We start from the raw sequence: 21,331 nt of genomic DNA on the forward strand, positions 1-21,331 counted from the left end.
CTCCCTTTCGTTGTCCGTTCAGCAGATTCGCGGCAGTGGGTCGCCGACGAGCATGTCGACGATCCGGCTGCCGCCGAAAGATGTTCGCAGCGCCACGATTCCGGGCGGCTCGGGGATGATCTCGCCGACGACTGCAGCCTCGGCGCCCTGCGGGTGGGCGCGTAGTGCCGAGACGGCCGGCTCGGCTTCCCGAGCGGGTACGACGGCGACGAACTTGCCCTCGTTGGCCACGTACAGCGGGTCGATGCCGAGCATGTCGCACGCGCCGAGCACCTGCGGCGCGACGGGAATCCTGTCCTCGTCGAGGATCAGCGCGAACGGGCGGTCCTTGACCAGTTCGTTGGCCACCGTGCCGACACCGCCGCGGGTGGCGTCGCGCATCCACCGCGTCGACGGCGCCGCCGCCAACAGGATCTCCACCAGCTCGTGTACGGGTGCGGTGTCGGAGGTGATGTCGGCGTCGATGGCCAGATCACCGCGCGCCAGCATGACCGCCATGCCGTGCTCGCCGATGGTTCCGGACAGCAGCACCTTGTCGCCGGGTTGCACGAGCTCGCGGGAGAGCCTTCTGTGCGCGGGGATCGCGCCGACACCGGCCGTGCACACGTACACGCCGTCGGCGGCGCCCCTGCCGACCACCTTGGTGTCGCCGGTGACGATCTGCACACCGGCCGCCGCCGCCGCAACGCTCATGTCGGCGACGATCTCGCGCAGTTCGGCGATCGCAAAGCCTTCCTCGATGACGAAGGCCGCGGACAGCCATTGCGGCTGCGCGCCCGACACGGCGAGGTCGTTGATTGTGCCGTGCACCGCGACGTGGCCGATGGAGCCGCCCGGAAAGCGCCGCGGCGAAACGACATACGAATCGGTGGAGAACGCCAACCGCTCACCGGAGGCGGTACGCAGGGTGGCCGCGTCACCGAGCTGTTCGAGTTCGTCATTGCGGAACGCCTCGAGGAACACCGCATCCACCAGTGCCGCCGAGGACTTGCCGCCTGCGCCGTGCGCGAGCGTCACCACATCGTCGAGCAGGCGCGGTCGGCGCTGCCGTTGTCTGTCGATGCGTTCGAGCGCCCGGTCTTCGCGCTCGGCCGCGCTCATTGCCCTGTCGACGGTGCCGGTCATCGTGTCTGCGCTCCATTGCGGGGACGGGCCAGGTTTTCCTGGGCGACGGACCAGAGCCGGTAACCGAGCATGGCGTGGCTCTCCTGGATGCGGTGGATGCTCTGTGAATGCACGGTGAAGCAGTAGTCCAGGTCCTCGGCGCCGGCCATCCGCCCGCCGTCGTGGCCGGAGAACCCGATCGTCAACAGATCGCGGCGCTTGGCCTCGCTGATGGCCGTCATCAGGTCCTCCGAATTACCCGACGTCGACAACGCGATCGCGATGTCCCGCTCGCGGGCGTGGGCGATGATCTGGCGCTTGAAGATCAGCTCGAACCCGACATCGTTGCCCAGCGCGGTGACCACGGCGTTGTCGGCGGCCAGCGACCACGCCGCCACCGGGCGCCCACGGGCAGGCCGGCTGAACAGCGACGCCAGCGTCGCGGCATCGGTGGAGCTGCCACCGTTTCCGAAGGTGTAGAGCCGTCCGCCGCGGCCAAATCGATCGGCCATCTCGGTGCCTGCCGCGGTCAACGCTGCGTCGTATTCGGCCAGCGATTCGCCTTGCAGCCGCGCGCTTTCGGCGGCCTTACCGCGCGCCGAGGAACTCAGATCGTCCAGGAGGCTGGTGGCGTCGGACTCTTCGGATTCGATGAACGGATACAGGAAGCCGGTGCTTTCAGGCTCGGTCATCGGGTCATCTCCCTTCCGATGTCGTCGAGGCGTGAAATGGCCGCGCCGGCGTGGACGAGCACCAGGTCGTTGGTCGCGACGCCGCCGAGCAGCGTGACGTCCACCCATTCCTCGCCCTCGGCGGTGCGCACAAGCGCCAGGTCGGTTGCGGCGGTGGGTTCCAGCAGCACCTCGGCCACCCGGCCCTGGTCACTGCAGGTGATACAGATGTCATCGGTGCGGTCGGCGGACTTAAGCAGGCCGGGATGTTCGAAACAGACGTGGGTGAGTTCCCAGAGCAGGTGGTACATCAACACAAACGTTCCGGTGGCCGGCAGCATCGGATCGTCGGAGTCGACCCACAGGATATGGTTGGCACCACCAGTTTTCGGGCGCGGACCAGAACCGATCCACAGGGTCAGGACACCCCATGCCTGCGCGCGGCGCATCGCGTCGACGACGGCCGGCTCGTCGGCGGACGCGACCGCGATCAGCAGGTCGCCGGGTTGGCTGGCCACCCGAGCCTGCGCCACCGGATCGGGTTCGACGAGGGCGACCGACGGCAGCGCCCGCTTGCCCATGATCACTGGGTGGACGAACTCGACGGCGACGTGGTGGGCATGCGGTTCCCATTGCGGCGAGATGACCCACAGCGTGGCGCCGTCGTGAAATCGTCGAGCCATGTCCAGTGCGGCCGCGGCAAGGTCGGCTGACAGCGCGGCGTCGACGTATGACCCGCCCGGTCGCGTGGTGACGGTCATCGATCAACCCCCTTCTCCACGAGTGAATTGACAAGCTTCAGCGTGGCGCCGGTGGCGGCTTCCAGTGCTGCGCATTCGGTTTCGGTCAGGGTTGCGCACACCCAGTCCCAGTGCGCCGAGACGACGGTGCCCGGCATCGGCGCGGGGGTCAGCGACACGGCGCCCTTGGCCCAGTGCACGGTTTCGGTCTCCAGAGCGCCGAGCGCCAGGCTGCCGTTTTTGAACTGCAGTGGGTGCGACGAGATCACCGCGCGCTGGCCGTCGATGGATTCGACGGTGCCCCACCGGATGCGGCAGTTCTGCATGACGCGCACGGCGGTGGCCGCGTCGCGGCCGAGGAAGCGCACCCAGGGATAGACCACAAAGACGTGGAAGCTGTGATGCGCCAACACGTCGGAGCTGGGGGAGACCTCGTCGAGCAGGCCGGTGAGCTGGCCCGTGAACGCCGAACGCAGCCGGGCGAGCAGGTCGGCGGGATCCACCTTGGACAGCGCCGGACCGCCGACCCAGTAGCTGTCGACCACCTCCTCGTCAAGCGCATCGGAGCCGAGCGCTTCGGCGACGGCCCGCAAATACGGCCAGGCGCCGTCGAACTCCGCGGCGTGCGACGCGAGACCGGAGCTACCGCCAGCCTCTGCCGGACCGCAATAGCCCAATTCATTCGGCGGGTAGGCATACCGACCGAACAGTGTCTGACCCGTCGTCAACCCAGTCATCCGGAATTCCCCACCAGCAATTGGCCCAGCGCGATGCCACCATCATTCGACGGCACCCGGTGCGGCGTGATGACATCGAATCCGTTGTCTTGCAATCGCGTCAGCGCAAGTGTCAGCAGCATCGCGTTCTGGAACACCCCACCCGACAGCGCCACTGTCGAAGACATCTCCCGTTCGGCACACGCGATCCGCACGATCACCTCCGCGACGGCACGATGGAACCGGGCGCCGATGGTTCCGGTCGCTACCCCGGCGCGTCGGTCGGCAATCACCGCCCGAAGTACCGGCGCCGGATCGATCACGCCGTCATACACGGTGAACGCGTAAGCGCCTGTGTCGCCGTCGTCGCCGCGGGACAGGCCCTCCAGCTCGATCGCCGCTTGCGCCTCGTAGGCGACCACCTGGCGCACCCCGGCCAGCGCAGACACCGCGTCGAACAGGCGGCCCATGCTCGACGTGGAGGTGCAGCCGAAGCCCGTTTCGAGTTGGCGGCCCAGTACTTTTCGTTCGTCGGGCGGGCAGCTGGCGACGGGCGCCAGGTCGGCATCCCACGCGATACCAGCGGCCCACAGGTGCGAGAGCGCCATTCGGTACGGGCGCAGCACGCTGACGTCGCCGCCGGCCATCGGCACGTACTTCAGGTGCGCCAGGCGCTGAAAGCCCTTGTATCCGGCGAGCAGTACCTCGCCGCCCCATACCGCGCCGTCGGTGCCGTAACCCGTTCCGTCGAACGCGAAGCCGAGCACCTGCGCGGAGTCACCCAGACCGTGTTCGGCCATCACCGCGGCGATATGCGCGTGGTGGTGTTGGACTGTGCGGACCGGTCGGTGTGCGGCGTTGCGGTTGGCCCACTGCGTCGACCGGTACATCGGGTGGGCGTCGGCGACCAACACCTGTGGGGTGACCGCGGTGAGAGCCTGTAGGTGCTGCTGGGCCGAATCGAACGCGCACAACGTCGCCAAATCGTCCATGTCGCCGATGTGCTGGCTGAGCCACGCGTATTTGCCGTCGGCGACCGCCATCGTGTTCTTCAGGTCGGCGCCGACGGCCAGGGTCGGCGGTACCGGCACGGGCAATGCGATCGGTAGCGGCGCATATCCGCGCGAACGCCGGATCGGCACCTCGCGGCCGGCCACCGCGCGGATGACAGAATCGTCGCACGGCACCAGGATCGCGCGGTCGTGCATCAGCCAACCGTCGGCGAGGTGCGAAAGCCGCTCGAGGGCATCATCGTCGGCGAAACAGATCGGCTCGCCGGCCAGGTTCCCTGAGGTCATCACCAGTACCGCCGGCCCCGGCACGTCGCCGGGCAGACCGAACAACAACGGGTGCAACGGCGCATAAGCGAGCAGCACGCCCAGGTCCGGGTTGTGCGGTGCGACAGCCTCGGCCACGGGCGCTTTGGGCCGTCGCGGCATCAGCACGATCGGGCGCTGGGGACCCGAGAGCATCCGCGCCGACGCGTCGTCCACCTCGGCGATGTCCCGGGCGGTGGCCAGGTCGGGCACCATGACGGCGAACGGCTTGTCGCCGCGATGTTTTCGCAACCGCAGCTCGGCCACGGCGCGGGCGTTTCCCGCGTCGCAGGCGAGGTGGTAGCCGCCGATGCCCTTGACCGCCAGCACGCCGCCGTCGCGCAGCACTTCCCGGGCCGCCCGCAGCCCGTTTTCGCCGGTCGACGACCGGCCGGAGCCGTTCCGGTAGGTCAGCGCGGGTCCGCAGTCCGGGCAGCAGATCGGTTGGGCGTGGAACCTGCGGTCGCCGGGATCGTGGTATTCGCGGGCACATTCCGGACACATTTCGAACGCCGCCATCGTGGTGGACGCGCGGTCGTACGGCAGCGAGCCGATGATCGTGAAACGCGGGCCGCAGTTGGTGCAGTTGATGAACGGGTGCCGGTAGCGCCGGTCGCAAGGGTCGGCCTGCTCGGCGGCGCACTGTGCGCACATGGCGACGTCGGGCGACGTCAAGGTGCGGGCCCCGTCGGTGCGCAACGTATCGGCGATGACGAACCCGGTGCCACCGACCAGCGGAACCGGCTGGATTTCAACGGATTCGATCACCGCCAGCGGCGGAGGTTGGTCGCACAGTCGGCTCAGGAATGCTTCGACGTCGCCGGCGTCGCCCTCGACTTCGATGACGGCACCGGAACTGTCGTTGCGCACACAGCCGGCCAGGCTCAGCGCTGCCGCGCACGAGTACACGAACGGCCGAAAGCCCACACCCTGCACCGCGCCGTGCACGTCGACACGCAACCTGACCCTGCCGGTCATGGCGGATCCTCGACGTCCTGACCCCTGCCCATCAGCTCCAGGCCCGACATCGCCGCGTCGGCGCCGGCCTTGTCGGTCTTCTCGACGACAAAACCCATGTGAATGATCACCCAATCCCCAGGGCCGAAGGTTACTTCCGGCAGCATTCCGACGTTGACCTTGCGCTGCTCGCCTGCGACGTCGACGAGGGCCAGTTGATCGCCGTAGCCGTCCAGCATGTGCACCACCTGCCCCGGTATTCCCAGGCACATCGGTTCAGCCTCCCCTCACGACGCAGCGCGCGGAGAGCTCGGCGACGGCGTCGACGACGGCCTGTACCGCACCAGGAACCGCTGCCTCCACCATTGCGGACAGGCCGATGCCCTCGTCGACATTGGCGGCCTCGCAGCCGATCACCACGGTCTCGGGCGGGGTGCCGCCAAGCGCGGTCAGGCTGGCGAATACCGCTTGCGGATCCATCGCGTGCCCGTCCAGACCCGTGGCGGCGGTAACGGTTTCGTGGTCAGCCTTCAAGACGTGCAACGTCCCCGGCGCGCCCTGGTTCGGGATGGCGTCGACGAGCACCAGCGCCTGGCATCCGTCCAGTAGGTCATAGGCCAGGTGCACGCCGCGGATCCCGTAGTCCACGATCCGGACCCGCGGCGCGGCGAGGCTCTCGGGAAGGCGGCGGATCACCTCGGAGCCGAACCCGTCGTCGCCGAGGAAGATGTTGCCGATCCCGGCAACCAGAATCCCCAGGGGTGTCGGCACCTGGCTACATCCGGCGCATCTTGAGGTAACGCTTCGCATCCGGGACCGACCTCAGGCCGAGCACCGCCGCGGCGAGCACGACGACGGCGGCAATACCGACGGCGACCCAACCCACTACTTCCATTTCGAACTCCCTTCCAGCGGTTCGACTTCATCGGGGGCGAAGTACAGGTACCTGCCGTACCAGTCGTGCATGTCGGCAGCCGGGTCGTCCTCGAGCACCACGCCGATGTGGTGATCGCCGTCGACGTCTTCATGCACCGAGGTGACGTGCGCGATCCGGTTGGCATAGAAGAGATCCTGGGCATCTGCCCGACGTGACGGGCGCAGCCGCACCCGGCTACCCCGCGCCACTGCTACGCCGTTCACCAGCACCGCATCGGTTTCCGGGCGCACCGCGGTGTCTGCGGTCGGGTCCCACCAGTCGACACCCGCGGGCACCTCGGGAACCAAGTCGGCATGCGGATTGCGCAGCACGCCATGCAGGTTGAGCATCGCCTCGGGGGACATCGAATCGCAGCGGTCGATGAGCTGGGCGGCCAGGGGATCGGTGGCGCGGGCCTGTGCCTTCTCCTCGTCGGTCATCGTCATGACCCGAAGCGTGAGGATCTCGTCGATCTCGGTGGAGTCGTAGAGCGCCCCCGTGCTCTGTTCGGCGATCTGAGGGTGGTCGTAGAGGATGATCGGCGACGCGAGCACGAGTTCGCCGCTGCCCGGGGGACCGGCAAGGACAGGGAAGCACCGGTGCTGGCGCAGCCGCGCCACCGCGTCGGCCGCCGCATCCGGTGGATCCAGCAGCGATACGAACTCGCCGTCGGTGACTTCGATGAGCAGGTGCGTGCCGATCAGCGAGGTAGCGATCGCCTGGTTCTTGTCGGCGGCGGGAGATGCGGTGTTGCGCACCTCGAAAGTGAGCCCCAGCAGGTCGCCGTAGGGTTCTGCGGATATCGAGAGCAGACCGTGCAGCTGCTGTCGGGTGCGGACCAGCCTGCCGCCGTCGACGGATTCCACCTCACGTCCTGCGGGTACCGCTATGTCGATCGTGCGGGGCAGGCTGGGGACCGGGAAGCGTTCGACGGTGATCTCGCGCTCGACGGCCTCGTCCCAGCGCAGCCACGTCTGCGTGCCAGCGACGAGTTCCTCGACCGGCGCGAAACGGCCGTCACCGAGAGCGCGTTCGGTGCCGCGGTGTTGCAGTTGCAGGAAGCGGACCGCCCCCGAGATCCACGGGACGCCGTGCGGATGCAACAGCACCTGGGCGGACAGCGAACTGTCCTCGCCGATGCCGGCGTCGGCGGCACCTGTTGGTCCGAGCACGCCGAACTGCCAGCGCGACTGGTTCTTTCGCGAATTGGCCCGATACGGGTAGAGCAGGTAGCCCTCGTAGAGCACCGCCTCGGCGACGGCGCGGGCGTGATCCCAGTCGACCGTCATGGGAGCTCCCCGGTGGCGGGCACTGTCAGCAGCGACATGATCGCGTCGTCGAACCCGAGCAGGCCCCGCGCGTTACGGTACGCGATCAGTGCGTCGATGGTGTCGCGGTCGAGGCGTAGCCAGTCGGTGTTCGGAAAGTGCTGCCGGATCAGGTTCCGCCACACGGTCGCCGGCATGTCGTAGCGTTCGTCGCGGTCCCAGGGCACCTGCTGGACGGTGAAACCGCGAGCGCCGGCGGCGAAAACAGTGCCACTGAACAGGAACTGCAGCGGGATGGCGCCCTCGCGCAGCGCGTGTAGGTACTTGGCGGCCGCCACCTCGAAGTCATACGTGCACTCGAGCGGCATCTGTATCTGGGTGGTGCCGGTGAATCCCGGCACCATCGCGACGGCGTGCTGCCACAGGAAGGAATGCTGGGTGGCGGCCCAACGCTCCCGCGGTCCGAACAGATCGGTCAGCCCGGCGGCCTCATCGTCGGTATACGCTCTACGCGACGGCTCGATGCGTACCTGGCATTTCAGTGCAATGGCATGTACCGGTTCCTCGGACCCCGAGGCGATGCCGATGCGCGCCATGAGGATCGGTGTTACTGCGTAGCGTTCCGGTGCGACGTCGAGGACGGCGAACGTGACGTCATTCATGCCGGGTCCACCATTTTGCTCCGGGCGTCGAGCAAATCGAAGTACTGGTCGATGTAGACGCGGACGTCTTGACCGCCGTCGAAGCCTCGCCACATCATGCGCAGCCGGCCGACGAACTCATAGCAGGCGTCGATCGGTATCAGATATGCCAGTGGCGGGCTGCTTTCGTCGTCGGGCACCCGGACGAGAAGCGCCTCGGTGTCGGCGACGAGTGTTTCCACCCGAGGATCGGTGGTCCGAATGTCATCCCACGCCTGCAGATCGAGCTCGGATTCGGTGGCGCCTGCCGGCCCCGGGTAGCACGCGACCGTGCGGTCGAGCGCCGAGTTGTGGAAAAAGAATGCCAGCCCGACGGGAATCTGCAAGGCATCCCACCCACGGCGGTCGAGCGCAAAATCGCCGAATGCAAGGTAGCGGTCGGGAACAGCCCGATAACGCAGGTCGGCATCGGTATCGGTGAACAGCAGATAGCAGCCGCGACAGACACACATGAGTTGGCGACCTTCCAGGTTCACCACATGCTGGTGTTCGTCGGCGATGGTTTCCGCGCACATCTCACACCGCTCGCCCGCCGGTTGTGGCGTAGCTCGGCTGGCGCGGATGCGAGCCAGTACATCTGTGACATTGCCGACGCTGGCCATCTACGCCACCTCCTGCGGGATGGCCATCGCCAGCACGCCGTCGCGCACGAGCACGGGAATCGGCTCAAGGTGACCGTCTCCACCGACACCGGCGCCGGCGCGGACGACGTCGAAGCCGGCGCCACATCCCGCGCACTTCAGCAGGGTGCCGAACAGTTGTGCACCTGCCAGCGTGTCTGTGCAACTTGGACATCGGTCCAGGTACGCGTAAAAGGTGTCACCCAGCCGGCAGACCAGTGCGGTCGCACCCATCACCTGGAACCCGCCGACTTCCCCGTCGGACAACTCGGCCAGTTCGGGAACCGGCTGCCATGTAGTCGGTTGGTGCAGGCGGGCCATCAACGTTTCGGTGGGAATGACATGCCGGTCGGAGTCGTCCTCGGCGGCAATGACTTCGATCGAGGCGATCTCCGGCGCCGCCGCGCGCACGGCATCCTCAACAGCCAACTCCAGGGTGACCGCGGAGGAGGGGCAACTCTTGCAGCTGCCTTGAAACCGCAGCCGGACCACCCCGTCATCGACGCCGACCAAAGCCACGTCGCCGCCATGCGATCCTAGGTAGGGCCGCACGCTGTCCAAGGCTTGGCCCACGCGGCGCTCGACGTCGTGCGGGTGTAGTCCGTGCACCAACAAGAGGCTGGCGACGAGGTCGTCGGCTGCCAACTGGCCAGCGAGCTCGGGCTGTGCGGCCATCACCACGTCCATCATCCGTTCGAGCGCGGCCCCGTAGAGATCGGTCACCTCACGGACCAACTGCTCGGCGCGTGCTCGCGCAGCCGCACCGCCCGAAGACGATGCATCGAGCAAGTTTTGGATACGATCGCCCGCCATGCGCCACTGCGTGTCGTCCTGGATTTCGTCCGGGCCTGGCAGTGTCGGCGGGGCCATATCCTATTCCCCGGTGACGGACTGGGTGGGGGAGTGCAGGAGGTCCAGGCTCTTCCCTGCGCCCAGATACATGTGCACGCCGCACGGCAGACACGGGTCGAAACTGCGGACCGTGCGCATGATGTCGATGCCCTTGAAGTGCTCCCTGTCGTTCTCCTCGAAGATGGGCTGGCCCTGCACCGCATCCTCATACGGTCCCGGCGTGCCGTAGGTGTCGCGTGGGCTGGCGTTCCACGGGGTGGGCGGATACGGGTGGTAGTTGGCCATCTTCCCGTCCCGAATAACCATGTGATGGCTCAGCACGCCGCGCACCGCTTCGGTGAATCCGCAGCCGATACCTTCCTCGGGCACCTCGAACTTCTCCCATGTCTTGGTTCGGCCGGCCCGGATCTCCACCAACGCCTTTTCCGCGAAATGCAGTGCGCACGCGGCCGCGTAGGCTTGGAAGTAGGTTCTGGCACGGTTGCGCTCAATGGTGTTGCTGCCGTATTGGGGCACTTTCCACTCGAGTTCGACCGGGCCCATCAATGCGGTCTTCGGCAGGTTGATCTGGACGCTGTTACCCGTCGCTTTCACATAGCCGATGTCGACGAAGCCGGCCAGTGCCGTCGCCCACAGCCTGGCCAATGGACCTCCGCCGGTATCGAGTGCCAGGTGGTCCGCGCCGTCGAACCAGCGGGGCGACATCACCCAGGTGTACTTGTCCTCGAAATCTCGCTTCTGTGGCTTGGGGTTGGTGTGCTGATTCCATGGGTGGCGTCGGTCCACCGGGTTTCCCAGCGGGTCGTTCTTGACGAACATCTCCTGATCGGTCCAGTCGTCGTAATACGAACTGCCCAACAGGATCCGGATGCCGAGGTTGATGTCGACCAGCGACGTCGTCACGAGCTTCCCATCGACCACGACGCCGGGGGTGACGAACATCTTGCGGCCCCAGGCCTCCATATCCCGGTAGGCGAAGTTGCAGACCTCGGGATCCTGGAACGAGCCCCAGCAGCCAAGTAAGGTGCGTCGCAGTCCCACCTGGTCGTAACCTGGCAACGCCTCGTAGAAGAAGTCGAAGAGGTCGTCGTGCATTGGCACGACCTTCTTCATGAATTCCACGTAACGCATCAGCCGGGTCATGTAGTCGGTCATCAGCTGAACCGTTGCGGTCGTGCCGATCCCGCCGGGATACAGGGTTGACGGATGGACATGCCGGCCCTCCATGAGGCAGAACATTTCCCGTGTCGTTCGGCTCACCTGCAACGCTTCGCGATAGAACTCGCCGGTGAACGGGTTGAGCGTCCGCATGATGTCGGCGATCGTGCGGTACCCGTGCATGTCGGCGTGCGGCGCTTGGGTGTTCTCGGCTTTGGCCAGCACGCCCGGGTTGGTCTCGGCGACCATCTTCTCGCAGTAGTCCACGCCGACCAGATTTTCTTGGAAGATGTTGTGGTCGAACATGTATTCCGCGGCTTCGCCCAAGTTGATCAGCCATTCGCCGAGATGCGGTGGCTTGACGCCGTAGGCCATGTTTTGCGCGTAGCACGAGCATGTGGCGTGATTGTCGCCGCAGATCCCGCAGATGCGACTCGTGATGAAATGCGCATCACGAGGGTCCTTGCCCTTCATGAAGATCGAATAACCGCGAAAGATCGATGACGTGCTGTGACACTCGACAACTTCCCTGTTGTCAAAATCGATCTTGGTATAAATGCCGAGGCTGCCCACGATTCGGGTGATGGGATCCCACGCCATCTCCACGAGTTGGCCGGGATCGCGCTTCACGTGTGACGGTTCGGGGATGATCGTTGTCATCGAACTCTTCTCTTTCGTCTCATGAGCTGACCTGCTGTGCTTTTCGACGCGAATAGGGGCATGCCGGCTACCCGGCATGCCCCGCATCTACCAGGTGCGGGTTGCCCCGGTCGTGAGTTTCGTGCCCGGATGCCGCCACTTCGGTTCCTTGTCGACCGTGCGGCCGGTGATTTGGCGCAAGTTCTTGATCACGGAGCCGTACAGACCCGATGCCGCTGTGGACACCTTGCCGCCCGGCGGTTCGTCCATGAAGGGCATGAACTTGTCCGGGAAGCCGGGCATTGTGCAGGCGATGCAAATGCCGCCGACGTTTGGACAGCCGCCGACACCGTTGATCCAGCCCCGCTTGGGCACGTTGCACTTGACGACCGGTCCCCAACAGCCGAGTTTGACAATGCATTTCGGCGAGCCGTACTCGGTCGCGAAATCACCCTGTTCGTAGTAGCCGCCGCGGTCGCACCCCTCGTGCACGGTGGCGCCGAACAGCCACTTGGGCCGAAGCGCATCATCCAATGGGATCATCGGTGCCTGGTCGGTGGCCATGTAGAGGAGATACGTGAGTGTCTCGGCGAAATTGTCCGGATGAATCGGGCAACCCGGTACACAGACGATCGGGATGTCGGCCTTGCTCTTCCAGTCCCACCCGAGATAGTCGGGTACGCCCATGGCTCCGGTCGGGTTACCCGCCATCGCATGGATGCCTCCGTAGGTGGCGCAGGTTCCCGCCGCCACGATCGCCGTCGCTTTCGGGGCGAGCCGGTCCAGCCATTCGCTTGTCGTCATCGGTTGTCCGGTCGCCGGGTCGTTGCCGAACCCGCACCAGTAACCTTCGTTCTTGATTTTCTCGTTTGGGATCGACCCTTCGACGACGAGGACGAACGGTTCCAACTCGCCTCTGTCGGCCTTGAAGAACCACTCGAGAAAATCGTCGGCGCCCCCGTTCGGTCCGCACTCGAAATCGATCAAGGGCCAGTGAACGGCGACCTTGGGTAGACCGGGGAGGGCGCCGAGAGCGATCTCCTCGATGGTCGGTTGTGTGGCGGCAGTCAGCGCCACGGAATCGCCGTCACAACTCAAACCGGCATTGATCCACAGGATATGAATTAATGCCTCTTCGGCTTTGACTGCTGCCTCGATTGGCATGTGTCACAGCTTCCTGGGGGCCGGGCTGGGGCCCTCACGACCGGGAGCCAGGCTGTGGCTCCCTACGTCACCGGGACGTAGCGCCCGCTTCTTGACCGCTGATTCTGGGTCTACTCCCGGGGATATGTCTTGTCAACGGGTCGGCGGGACTTCGCGGAGTTTGCGCGATTATTGATCCATTCGTACCACCGTGCGCTACCATCACCGGTCGTAGCCGAAATCGGCAATATCTCCGCGCCCCGGTTCACGGATCGCACGTAGGCGCAACAATTTTCAAGATCAAAGTCGACGTACGGCATCAGATCGATCTTGTTGATCACCACGAGTCCGGCTGCGGCGAACATGTGCGGATACTTCAGCGGCTTGTCGGTGCCTTCGGTCACGGAGATGACGACGACTTTGCTGTGCTCACCCAGATCGAACAGTGCCGGGCAAACGAGGTTGCCGACGTTTTCGATGAAGAGGATCGACTCGGGCTCGGGGTCGAGGGTCTGCAGGGCCCGGCGCACCATCGCGGCATCGAGGTGACAGCCGGCGCCGGTGTTCACCTGAACGGCGCGCGCCCCTGCCGTTCTGATGCGCTCGGCGTCGAGCAGTGTCTCTTGGTCGCCTTCGATGACGGCCACCGGGCGATCGCGGCTGAGATCTCGGATGGTGCGCTCGAGTAGCGTCGTCTTGCCCGCGCCCGGCGAGCTGGTCAGGTTGAGCGCAAGGATGTTGCGTTCGGCCATCCAGTTGCGGTTGTCCTCGGCCAGCAGGTCGTTCTTCGCGAGCACCTTCTCCGCCAGGGAGACCGTCTCGGTGTGAACGTGACCGTCGTGGTCGTGGTCGTGCTGATGGGGGTGCTCGTGCGGGTGGGGGTGACCCGCCAAGGTGATGGTCGGACCGTCATCGCCGCAGCCACATGTTGCGCACATGCTCAGCTCACTTCCATCGACAGGATCTTCAGGTCACGGCCCGCGACCACCTCGACATCCGCACTGCCGCAAGGGCACAGCAGGATCAAGTCGGGCAGCACGAAGTTCTCACCGCACGCGCGACAGCGCGCCGAGCCAGGTGCGACGTCGAGGTCCAGTCGGGCGCCGTCGGCGACGGTGCCCTCGGTGGCCAGTTCGAAGCAGAACTGCATCGAGTCGGGTACCACCGCACACAGCGCGCCGACTTCCAACCGGACGCTGTGCACTCGGCGACCCGCGGCGTGTTCACACACCGCGTCGACGACACTCTGTGTTATCGCCATTTCGTGCATGCGGGCCCCGTCCGGCCGGGATGACCCCACGATAGGCCGCGGGTACCGCCCGGGGCGAGTCGTTGACCACGGGGGCCCCTCTTGCGGCACGGAGTCAACGCGCACGGCGTGTCACGCTTGAGTCGAACAGGTGTTCGTCTATCGTGGGCTGTGTTCGACGGCTAGATGCTGGTCAGGCCGACTTGTCGGTGGCCGCCTCTAACGTCATGGCCAACTGATCGAAACCGATCATCGAACACCGACCAGGATGGAGACCACCATGGCACCGCAGGCCCCTGACCGCGAAAAAGCCCTCGAACTCGCGCTGGCCCAGATCGAGAAGAACCACGGCAAAGGCTCGGTGATGCGCCTCGGCGACGAGGTGCGTCAGCCGATCTCCGTCATTCCCACCGGGTCGATCGCCCTGGACGTGGCGCTCGGCATCGGCGGACTACCGCGTGGCCGGGTCATCGAGATCTACGGTCCGGAATCCTCGGGTAAGACCACGGTCGCGCTGCACGCCGTGGCCAATGCCCAGGCGGCCGGCGGCATCGCGGCCTTCATCGACGCCGAGCATGCGCTGGACCCGGAGTACGCCAAGAAACTCGGCGTGGATACCGATTCGCTGCTGGTATCTCAGCCCGACACCGGTGAGCAGGCGCTGGAAATCGCCGACATGCTGATCCGATCGGGCGCGCTGGACATCCTGGTCATTGACTCGGTGGCCGCGTTGGTGCCGCGTGCCGAGATCGAGGGCGAGATGGGGGACAGTCACGTCGGTCTGCAGGCCCGTCTGATGAGCCAGGCGCTGCGGAAAATCACTGGCGCTATGAATAATTCGGGCACCACGGCGATCTTCATCAACCAGCTCCGCGAAAAAATCGGCGTCATGTTCGGCTCTCCCGAAACAACAACGGGTGGAAAGGCTTTGAAGTTCTACGCCTCAGTTCGGTTGGATGTCAGGAGGATCGAGACCCTCAAGGACGGTACCGATGCGGTGGGCAACCGCACTCGTGTCAAGGTCGTCAAGAACAAAGTGGCTAGCCCCTTCAAACAAGCCGAGTTCGACATCCTTTACGGCAAGGGCATCAGCCGCGAAGGTTCGCTCATCGACATGGGTGTGGAACAGGGCTTCATCCGCAAGTCCGGCTCCTGGTTCACCTACGAGGGCGAGCAGCTGGGCCAGGGCAAGGAGAACGCCCGCAACTTCCTGCTGGAGAACGTCGACGTGGCCAACGAGATCGAGAAGAAGATCAAGGAAAAACTGGGCATTGGTGCCGTGATGACCGATGACTTGAACGATGACGTCCTGCCCGCCCCCGTCGACTTCTGAGGCCTCCCGCGAGGAGCAGGCGCACAACGTATGTCTGCGCCTGCTCACCGTGCGGGCCCGCACCCGCGCCGAGCTGGCGGAACAGCTGACCAAGCGGGGTTATCCCGAGGATGTCAGTGACCGGGTGCTGGACCGGCTCGCCGACGTCGGTCTTGTCGACGACGCCGACTTCGCCGACCAGTGGGTCCGGTCGCGGCAGCGCAACGCCGGAAAAGGCAAGCGCGCGTTGGCCGCCGAACTGCGCAACAAGGGTGTGGACAACGAGGTGATTACCGCCGCGTTGGCCGACATCGACGCCGGAGCGGAACGGACGCGGGCCGAGGAATTGGTGCGGGCCAAGCTGCGCCGGGAAAGGCTCGCCGACGGCGATGACATCAAGGTGGCGCGCAGGCTCGTCGGCATGCTGGCGCGGCGCGGCTATCACCAGACCATGGCCCTTGACGTCGTCAACGCGGAGCTGGCCGCCGAACACGAACGACGCCGGGTCTAGCCAGCTCTATTCGTCTCGCTGTACATCCTTGCGCCCCATCGATCGGTAGATAGTCAATCTCGACTGCCGCCGACGGGTCTCCGGGCTGTAGGTATGGTGCCAAACAGCCACGAAACGAAATGGGGTCGGTGAGGAATGGGTTTGCGGTGGTGCGCGCTGACGGCGGTCTTCATTTGCGTCTCCCTGTTGGGCATCGCGCCCAACGTCGTCCCACACGCTTCAGCACAACCTGAACCGCAACCTGAGGAACAGTCGGTCACCGTCGCGATTCACCCGCTCGAGCCGTTCGTCATGCCAACCAGTAGCGGCGAGCTGACAGGTTTCAGCGTCGACCTGTGGAACGAGATCACCAAAGACTTGGGCTGGTCTACCGAGTACCTCGATACTGGCGACGTGCGGGGACAGCTGGCCGCCGTCGCCGAAGGACGTGCCGACCTGGCGATCGGCGGCATCTCGTTGACGGCCGAGCGCGAGCAGGCATTCGACTTCACCCAACCGACGCTCGGTTCCGGGTTGCAGATCATCGTGCCCGTGCACAACACCCGCCCCTCCGTACCCGGCTTGGGTGGCTATCTTGATTTGTTGTTCTCGCGAACCATGCTGATCTGGTTGGCCGCCGCCGTGGTAGTCAGCGTCATTCCGGCTCATATCTTTTGGCTCATAGAGCGGCGCAGCGCCAAGCCGGTTGTAGCGCGATCCTATTTCCCCGGCATCATTCAATCTTTCGGATGGGGCATCGGATCACTGGTCGGTAGAAACAGCACCTCCGCAACCAAAGCGCTGACGAAATCCTTGGCCATTCTGTGGGGATTTGCCGGTATCGTGTTCATCGCGTTTTACTCAGCGAACCTGAGCGCCACTTTGACCGTGGCCAAACTCGACGCCAAGATCAACGGACCGGCGGATCTCTACGGCAAGTCGGTGGCCACCGTCGAGGGCACCACCGCAGCCAACTTCCTTCGCGGCATGGGAATTGACGCCACTGAGACGAAAACGATCGACGATTCATACCATCTGTTGCGCGAAGAGGGATACGAGGCGGTGGTCTTCGATGCGCCCGTCCTGCGCTACTACGTCGCCCACCGGGGCGAGGGAGTAGCGGTCACGGCGGGACCGGTGTTCCAAGAAGAAGACCAGGGTTTTGTGCTCGATATCCACAGTCCGCTTCGCAAGCCAGTGAACCAAGCGCTCTATCGCCTGCGCGAAAACGGCACCTACAACCTCATCAGGGAAAAGTGGTTCGGCGACGACGCAGCCACCAGCGCCGAAGATCTCAACTGAACACATGGGCTCGCTCCTCGCTATGCGACCGTCGTGCCAGGTCCGCCTGCGGCAACAGCATTAAGGTTGCGGCCATGCACGTATCGGTAAAGCTCGCGCCGACGTTCGACTACGCCACGCTCGAGCAGTTCTGGCGTGCCGCAGATGACCTCGGATTCCCGGCAGTGTGGAACTACGACCACTTCTACGGTCTGGTCGACCATGCCGACCCCACGTTGGAAGGCTGGACCACGCTGGCGGCGATGGCGGTGTTGGTCCGGCGTGCGCGGGTCGGCTGTATGGTCAGCGGCGTCACATACCGCCATCCCGCGGTGCTGGCCAAGATGGCGGCGACGGTCGACCACATCGCCGGCGGGCGAATGGATTTCGGTCTCGGCGCGGGTTGGCATGAGGGCGAACACCGCGGCTACGGAATCGATTTCCCGTCCCCGGGCGTGCGGGTGGCGATGCTCGACGAAGCGCTCACCGTCATCCGGCGGCTCTGGACCGAAGAGTCGGTCACCTTCGCGGGACGGTTCTACACGCTCACCGACGCATTGTGCGAACCGAAGCCGATACAGCGGCCTGGCCCGCCGATGATCGTGGGTGCCGCGCAGCCGAAGATGCTGCGTGTGGCCGCACGCCACGCCGATGAATGGAACATGCCGTCGACCTCTCTGCAGGAATGGCGTACGGCCAGCGGTCATCTCGACGCCGCCTGCGCCGAACTGGGCCGCGATCCGTCGTCGATCCGTCGAGGCGTGCAGTTGTTCTTGCATCCGACCCGTCCCGATCAGGTCGACGCTCAACTGGACAGCGTCGCCGACTACGTCGACGCCGGCTGCCAGCACGCGGTGCTGTCGTTCTATCAGCCGCCGGGCGATGCGTTGTTGCGCCGCTGCGCGGAGTTGCTGTAGCCGCGCGTCGGCGCCGCGCGCTGGCAAACCTGGGCTAACCGATCTTCGCGCCGGGCGCGCCTTCCTCCTCGACAGCTTCGGCCTCCATCGGCACCGGCCCGCGCCGCGAGCGCCGCATCCGGGCCTCCACCCACGTCGCGAACCACGACAGCGTGAAGTTGACGGTGATCATGATCACCGCGACGACCATCAACGCGGGAATGTAGTTGCCGTACGCCGCGCCGACCTGGGTGCCCTGGCGCACCAGCTCAACGAAGGTGATCACGAACCCGATCGAGGAGTCCTTGAGCACCACCACCAACTGCGAGATCAACACCGGCAGCATCGACGTGATCGCCTGGGGCAACAACACCGAGCGCATCGTCTGACCCCAGCTCAGCCCCAGCGCCCACGCGGCTTCCGTCTGCCCGCGCGGCAACGCCGCGACACCGGCCCGCACGATTTCGGCGATCACCGCGGCGTTGTACAGCGTCAGACCGGTGATCACACCGGCCAGTGCCAGGTATTCGCCAGGGAACACGCCGTAGAGCGCATACAGGAAGTACGCGAAGATCATCATGATCAGCACCGGCACTGCACGGAAGAACTCCACGACCACCGAGCACAGCCACCGCACCGGGAGTACCCGTGACAACCGGCCCACACCGAGCACTAGGCCAAGGGCCAGCGCAAGCACGATCGAGACGCCGGCAGCGGTCAGCGTGCCTTCGACGCCGGGCATGATGTAGGTGGTCCACAGATTCGCCGTCAGGAACGGCTCCCACTTCTCCGCGGTCAGCTGACCCTTGGCCTGCAACTGCGAATACACCACCCACAGCGCCAACAGCGCGATCACGACGGTGATCACCGTGATGATGTGGTTGCGTATCCGCGCCCGCGGGCCGGGGGCGTCGAACAGCACCGATCCGCTCATAGTGCCCCGTTCTTCGTGTAAGCGCTCATCGGGGCCTTCTGTTCTTCGCGCAAGCGCTCATCACCGCGCCACCGCCATTCGCTTACCAAGCCACCCGAACAACAGCCCCAGCGGCAACGTCAAGATGACGAACCCTGCGGCGAAAATGCTGCCGATGACCAGCAGCGCGGCCTCGTTCTCGATCATCTCCTTCATCAACAGCGCCGCTTCGGCCACACCGATCGCCGAAGCGATGGTGGTGTTCTTGGTCAACGCGATCAGCACCGAACCCAACGGGATGATCACGGCCCGAAACGCCTGTGGCAGCAGGATGATCCGCAGGTTCTGGCCGAATGACAGCCCAAGCGACCGGGCCGCCTCGGCCTGGCCGAGCGGCACGGTGTTGACGCCCGAACGCAACGTCTCGCAGACGAAAGAGGCGGTGTAGACGGTCAATCCGAGCACCGCCAGCCGAAAGTTACTGTCTTCGATCGACGTGAGCGATTGGGGATCCACCAGGGTGATGCCCAACGTCTGGGCTATCCCGAACGAACAGAACAGGATGATCAGCGTCAGCGGGGTGTTGCGCACCACGTTGACATAGGCCGCACCCAACCATTTGAGCACCGGCACCGGCGCCAGCCGCATCGCGGCCAACACCGTGCCGAGCACGAGCGCCCCGACGGCGGAGTAGATCGTCAGCTGGATCGTGGTCCAGAACGCCTCGAAGATCTGGGCCTGGTATCTGGTGAAGATCTCCACGTGCGGCGGTCGGCCCTAGGTCTGGTCGATCGTCGGCGGGTTGGGAGCCGGCAGTCCCGATGCGCCAAGGTTGTTGTCCCAGGCCGCCTTCCAGGCGCCGTCCTGCTCCATCTTCACCAGCGCGTCGTTGATCTGCGTCTGCAGTTCAGTGTCGTCCTTCTTCAGGCCGATGCCGTAACGCTCCTCAGAGAAGGTGTCTCCGACGATCTTGAACACCCCGGGGCTCTGGGCGGCGTAGCCCGCCAGAATGACCTCGTCGGTGGTCACGGCGTCGACCGCGCCGTTCTTGAGTGCCTCGATACACGCCGAATACGTGTCATACTGCTGCAACTGCACACCGGGGTACTGGTCCTTGATGCGTTGCGCCGGTGTCGAACCCGTCACCGAGCACAGCTTTTTGTTGTTCTCCAGCGACTCCGCGCCGACGATGTCGGTGTTGTCGCTGCGCACCAGCAGGCTCTGACCCGTGATGAGGTACGGCCCCGCGAACGACACCCGCTCCTTGCGCGAGTCGGTGATCGAATATGTCGCGACGATGAAATCGACCTGGCCGTTGGCGATCAGCGTCTCGCGTTGCGGCGACGGCGCTTCCTTCCACTCGATCTGGTCCTCGGTGTAACCGAGTTGCTGGGCCACATACCTGGCCACGTCCACGTCGAACCCGCTCATCGTGCCGTCGGGGTTCTTCAGACCGAGACCGGGCTGGTCGAACTTCGTCCCGATGACGACCTTGTCCCCGTCGCCACCACCGCCGCCACAAGCCGCCAGCGGTAACGCCACGGCGAGCGCGAGAGCGGCGACTACACGCCTCGGAATGGATCGCATTGGGGGTTCCTTTCCACTAGTGGTGCAGGATCTTGCCTAGGAAGTCTTTGGCCCGGTCGGTGGTGGGGTTGGTGAAGAACTCCGACGGCGGGGCCGACTCGACGATGGCCCCGTCGCACATGAATACCACTTTGTCGGCCGCGCCCCTGGCGAACCCCATCTCGTGGGTGACCACCAACATCGTCATGCCGTCGGCAGCCAGCGACGTCATCACGTTGAGCACCTCGGTGATCATCTCGGGGTCCAACGCGCTGGTCGGCTCGTCGAACAGCATCACCTTCGGGTTCATCGCCAACGAACGGGCGATCGCCACCCGCTGTTGCTGGCCGCCGGAGAGCTGAGCCGGAAACTTGTCGGCCTGGTTGGCCACGCCGACGCGCTCGAGCAGCGCCATCGCCTTCTCGCGCGCCGCATCCTTGGATGCCTTGCGCACTTTGCGGGGCGCCAGAGTCACGTTCTCCAGGATCGTCTTGTGCGCGAACAGGTTGAACGACTGGAAGACCATGCCGACATCGGAGCGCAGCTGGGCCAGCTTGCGGCCCTCCTCCGGGAGCACCTCACCGTCGATCGCGATGGTCCCCGAATCGATCGACTCCAGCCGGTTGATGGTGCGGCACAACGTCGACTTGCCCGAGCCCGACGGGCCGAGCACGACGATCACCTGGCCGCGGGCCACCTCAAGGTCGATGTCCTTGAGCACGTGCAGGTCGCCGAAGTACTTGTTGACCGCCTGCATCGAGATCATCGGTGCGTCGGATCGGGCCGGATCGACGTCTTTGACCTCCGACCCGGTGATTGCCAT

The 21,331-nt window shown here is 65.2% G+C and carries 24 protein-coding genes; 4 read left to right on the forward strand and 20 right to left on the reverse strand.

Annotated elements, in window-relative coordinates:
- Positions 1-18 precede the first annotated feature (18 nt).
- From hypE to ABQF13_RS02215, 16 genes are all read right to left on the reverse strand, one after another.
- Positions 19-1,125 carry a hydrogenase expression/formation protein HypE gene (gene hypE / locus ABQF13_RS02140; RefSeq protein WP_448391038.1) on the reverse strand — a complete coding sequence of 369 codons (1,107 nt, stop codon included), beginning with the start codon at positions 1,123-1,125 and terminating at the stop codon, positions 19-21.
- Positions 1,122-1,796: a D-sedoheptulose-7-phosphate isomerase gene (locus tag ABQF13_RS02145; RefSeq protein ID WP_448391040.1), complete on the reverse strand. Its 675-nt coding sequence runs from the start codon at positions 1,794-1,796 to the stop codon at positions 1,122-1,124. Before ABQF13_RS02145 ends, hypE begins: the two co-directional genes overlap by 4 nt.
- A complete protein-coding gene (locus ABQF13_RS02150; RefSeq protein ID WP_448391041.1) occupies positions 1,793-2,536 on the reverse strand; it encodes a hydrogenase assembly protein HupF in 744 nt (247 codons plus the stop codon). The genes ABQF13_RS02145 and ABQF13_RS02150 overlap by 4 nt, the downstream gene beginning before the upstream one ends.
- Positions 2,533-3,252 carry a DUF6390 family protein gene (locus ABQF13_RS02155; RefSeq protein WP_448391042.1) on the reverse strand — a complete coding sequence of 240 codons (720 nt, stop codon included), beginning with the start codon at positions 3,250-3,252 and terminating at the stop codon, positions 2,533-2,535. Before ABQF13_RS02155 ends, ABQF13_RS02150 begins: the two co-directional genes overlap by 4 nt.
- Positions 3,249-5,525, reverse strand: a complete 2,277-nt coding sequence (gene hypF / locus ABQF13_RS02160) for a carbamoyltransferase HypF (RefSeq protein WP_448391044.1) — start codon at positions 5,523-5,525, stop codon at positions 3,249-3,251. The genes ABQF13_RS02155 and hypF overlap by 4 nt, the downstream gene beginning before the upstream one ends.
- Positions 5,522-5,776, reverse strand: coding sequence for a HypC/HybG/HupF family hydrogenase formation chaperone (locus ABQF13_RS02165; protein ID WP_448391045.1), 255 nt, complete (start codon positions 5,774-5,776; stop codon positions 5,522-5,524). The genes hypF and ABQF13_RS02165 overlap by 4 nt, the downstream gene beginning before the upstream one ends.
- Positions 5,777-5,780: 4 nt before the next feature.
- Positions 5,781-6,275, reverse strand: coding sequence for a hydrogenase maturation protease (locus ABQF13_RS02170; protein ID WP_448391046.1), 495 nt, complete (start codon positions 6,273-6,275; stop codon positions 5,781-5,783).
- 4 nt (positions 6,276-6,279) lie between these two features.
- A complete protein-coding gene (locus ABQF13_RS02175) occupies positions 6,280-6,399 on the reverse strand; it encodes a DUF6893 family small protein (RefSeq protein WP_448391047.1) in 120 nt (39 codons plus the stop codon).
- Positions 6,390-7,709 carry a hypothetical protein gene (locus ABQF13_RS02180; protein ID WP_448391048.1) on the reverse strand — a complete coding sequence of 440 codons (1,320 nt, stop codon included), beginning with the start codon at positions 7,707-7,709 and terminating at the stop codon, positions 6,390-6,392. The genes ABQF13_RS02175 and ABQF13_RS02180 overlap by 10 nt, the downstream gene beginning before the upstream one ends.
- Positions 7,706-8,350 (reverse strand): DUF6084 family protein, encoded by a 645-nt coding sequence (locus ABQF13_RS02185; RefSeq protein ID WP_448391049.1) that lies wholly within the window; start codon positions 8,348-8,350, stop codon positions 7,706-7,708. Before ABQF13_RS02185 ends, ABQF13_RS02180 begins: the two co-directional genes overlap by 4 nt.
- Entirely contained in the window at positions 8,347-8,991 is a 645-nt protein-coding gene (locus ABQF13_RS02190) for a DUF5947 family protein (RefSeq protein WP_448391050.1), read from the reverse strand. The genes ABQF13_RS02185 and ABQF13_RS02190 overlap by 4 nt, the downstream gene beginning before the upstream one ends.
- Positions 8,992-9,879, reverse strand: a complete 888-nt coding sequence (locus ABQF13_RS02195) for a NifU family protein (RefSeq protein ID WP_448391051.1) — start codon at positions 9,877-9,879, stop codon at positions 8,992-8,994.
- A 3-nt stretch (positions 9,880-9,882) separates the two neighbouring features.
- Positions 9,883-11,679, reverse strand: coding sequence for a nickel-dependent hydrogenase large subunit (locus tag ABQF13_RS02200; RefSeq protein ID WP_448391053.1), 1,797 nt, complete (start codon positions 11,677-11,679; stop codon positions 9,883-9,885).
- A gap of 87 nt (positions 11,680-11,766) precedes the next feature.
- On the reverse strand, positions 11,767-12,822 hold the full coding sequence (locus tag ABQF13_RS02205) for an NADH-quinone oxidoreductase subunit B family protein (RefSeq protein WP_448391054.1): 1,056 nt from the start codon (positions 12,820-12,822) through the stop codon (positions 11,767-11,769).
- 110 nt (positions 12,823-12,932) lie between these two features.
- Complete coding sequence (gene hypB, locus ABQF13_RS02210; protein ID WP_448391055.1) at positions 12,933-13,739, reverse strand: hydrogenase nickel incorporation protein HypB; 807 nt, start codon at positions 13,737-13,739, stop codon at positions 12,933-12,935.
- A gap of 2 nt (positions 13,740-13,741) precedes the next feature.
- A complete protein-coding gene (locus ABQF13_RS02215; RefSeq protein ID WP_448391056.1) occupies positions 13,742-14,071 on the reverse strand; it encodes a hydrogenase maturation nickel metallochaperone HypA/HybF in 330 nt (109 codons plus the stop codon).
- Positions 14,072-14,330: 259 nt separating this feature from the next.
- Between ABQF13_RS02215 and recA the strand changes: the two genes are divergently transcribed.
- The 4 genes from recA to ABQF13_RS02235 all read left to right on the forward strand — a co-directional run bounded on the left by recA (position 14,331) and on the right by ABQF13_RS02235 (position 18,050).
- Positions 14,331-15,383, forward strand: a complete 1,053-nt coding sequence (gene recA / locus ABQF13_RS02220; protein WP_448391057.1) for a recombinase RecA — start codon at positions 14,331-14,333, stop codon at positions 15,381-15,383.
- Positions 15,352-15,873: a recombination regulator RecX gene (gene recX / locus ABQF13_RS02225; RefSeq protein ID WP_448391058.1), complete on the forward strand. Its 522-nt coding sequence runs from the start codon at positions 15,352-15,354 to the stop codon at positions 15,871-15,873. Before recA ends, recX begins: the two co-directional genes overlap by 32 nt.
- A gap of 186 nt (positions 15,874-16,059) precedes the next feature.
- The gene (locus tag ABQF13_RS02230; protein WP_448391059.1) at positions 16,060-17,154 is read left to right on the forward strand and encodes a transporter substrate-binding domain-containing protein; all 1,095 of its coding nucleotides are present in this window, start codon (positions 16,060-16,062) and stop codon (positions 17,152-17,154) included.
- Between the two features lie 74 nt (positions 17,155-17,228).
- Complete coding sequence (locus ABQF13_RS02235) at positions 17,229-18,050, forward strand: TIGR03560 family F420-dependent LLM class oxidoreductase (protein WP_448391060.1); 822 nt, start codon at positions 17,229-17,231, stop codon at positions 18,048-18,050.
- A gap of 34 nt (positions 18,051-18,084) precedes the next feature.
- Here ABQF13_RS02235 and ABQF13_RS02240 read toward each other — a convergent pair whose 3' ends face one another.
- The 4 genes from ABQF13_RS02240 to ABQF13_RS02255 are packed head-to-tail and all read right to left on the reverse strand — an operon-like array spanning position 18,085 to position 21,274.
- Positions 18,085-18,963, reverse strand: coding sequence for an amino acid ABC transporter permease (locus ABQF13_RS02240; protein ID WP_448391061.1), 879 nt, complete (start codon positions 18,961-18,963; stop codon positions 18,085-18,087).
- A 60-nt stretch (positions 18,964-19,023) separates the two neighbouring features.
- A complete protein-coding gene (locus ABQF13_RS02245; RefSeq protein ID WP_448391062.1) occupies positions 19,024-19,704 on the reverse strand; it encodes an amino acid ABC transporter permease in 681 nt (226 codons plus the stop codon).
- A gap of 15 nt (positions 19,705-19,719) precedes the next feature.
- Positions 19,720-20,529, reverse strand: coding sequence for a glutamate ABC transporter substrate-binding protein (locus ABQF13_RS02250; RefSeq protein ID WP_448391063.1), 810 nt, complete (start codon positions 20,527-20,529; stop codon positions 19,720-19,722).
- A 16-nt stretch (positions 20,530-20,545) separates the two neighbouring features.
- Positions 20,546-21,274, reverse strand: coding sequence for an amino acid ABC transporter ATP-binding protein (locus tag ABQF13_RS02255; protein WP_448391378.1), 729 nt, complete (start codon positions 21,272-21,274; stop codon positions 20,546-20,548).
- Positions 21,275-21,331: the final 57 nt, after the last annotated feature.

It is taken from the genome of Mycolicibacterium sp. XJ879 (assembly GCF_053483935.1).

Bases quoted from the DNA above. Each gene is read 5' to 3' on its own strand.
- hypE (WP_448391038.1), bottom strand. From the start codon at position 1,125: ATGACCGGCACCGTCGACAGGGCAATGAGCGCGGCCGAGCGCGAAGAC.
- ABQF13_RS02200 (WP_448391053.1), bottom strand. From the start codon at position 11,679: ATGACAACGATCATCCCCGAACCGTCACACGTGAAGCGCGATCCCGGC.
- ABQF13_RS02190 (WP_448391050.1), bottom strand. From the start codon at position 8,991: ATGGCCAGCGTCGGCAATGTCACAGATGTACTGGCTCGCATCCGCGCC.
- ABQF13_RS02155 (WP_448391042.1), bottom strand. From the start codon at position 3,252: ATGACTGGGTTGACGACGGGTCAGACACTGTTCGGTCGGTATGCCTAC.
- recX (WP_448391058.1), top strand. From the start codon at position 15,352: ATGACGTCCTGCCCGCCCCCGTCGACTTCTGAGGCCTCCCGCGAGGAG.
- hypF (WP_448391044.1), bottom strand. From the start codon at position 5,525: ATGACCGGCAGGGTCAGGTTGCGTGTCGACGTGCACGGCGCGGTGCAG.
- ABQF13_RS02165 (WP_448391045.1), bottom strand. From the start codon at position 5,776: ATGTGCCTGGGAATACCGGGGCAGGTGGTGCACATGCTGGACGGCTAC.
- ABQF13_RS02215 (WP_448391056.1), bottom strand. From the start codon at position 14,071: ATGCACGAAATGGCGATAACACAGAGTGTCGTCGACGCGGTGTGTGAA.
- ABQF13_RS02145 (WP_448391040.1), bottom strand. From the start codon at position 1,796: ATGACCGAGCCTGAAAGCACCGGCTTCCTGTATCCGTTCATCGAATCC.
- ABQF13_RS02185 (WP_448391049.1), bottom strand. From the start codon at position 8,350: ATGAATGACGTCACGTTCGCCGTCCTCGACGTCGCACCGGAACGCTAC.
- ABQF13_RS02235 (WP_448391060.1), top strand. From the start codon at position 17,229: ATGCACGTATCGGTAAAGCTCGCGCCGACGTTCGACTACGCCACGCTC.
- recA (WP_448391057.1), top strand. From the start codon at position 14,331: ATGGCACCGCAGGCCCCTGACCGCGAAAAAGCCCTCGAACTCGCGCTG.
- ABQF13_RS02150 (WP_448391041.1), bottom strand. From the start codon at position 2,536: ATGACCGTCACCACGCGACCGGGCGGGTCATACGTCGACGCCGCGCTG.
- ABQF13_RS02250 (WP_448391063.1), bottom strand. From the start codon at position 20,529: ATGCGATCCATTCCGAGGCGTGTAGTCGCCGCTCTCGCGCTCGCCGTG.
- ABQF13_RS02175 (WP_448391047.1), bottom strand. From the start codon at position 6,399: ATGGAAGTAGTGGGTTGGGTCGCCGTCGGTATTGCCGCCGTCGTCGTG.
- ABQF13_RS02195 (WP_448391051.1), bottom strand. From the start codon at position 9,879: ATGGCCCCGCCGACACTGCCAGGCCCGGACGAAATCCAGGACGACACG.
- ABQF13_RS02180 (WP_448391048.1), bottom strand. From the start codon at position 7,709: ATGACGGTCGACTGGGATCACGCCCGCGCCGTCGCCGAGGCGGTGCTC.
- ABQF13_RS02240 (WP_448391061.1), bottom strand. From the start codon at position 18,963: ATGAGCGGATCGGTGCTGTTCGACGCCCCCGGCCCGCGGGCGCGGATA.
- hypB (WP_448391055.1), bottom strand. From the start codon at position 13,739: ATGTGCGCAACATGTGGCTGCGGCGATGACGGTCCGACCATCACCTTG.
- ABQF13_RS02255 (WP_448391378.1), bottom strand. From the start codon at position 21,274: ATGATCTCGATGCAGGCGGTCAACAAGTACTTCGGCGACCTGCACGTG.
- ABQF13_RS02205 (WP_448391054.1), bottom strand. From the start codon at position 12,822: ATGCCAATCGAGGCAGCAGTCAAAGCCGAAGAGGCATTAATTCATATC.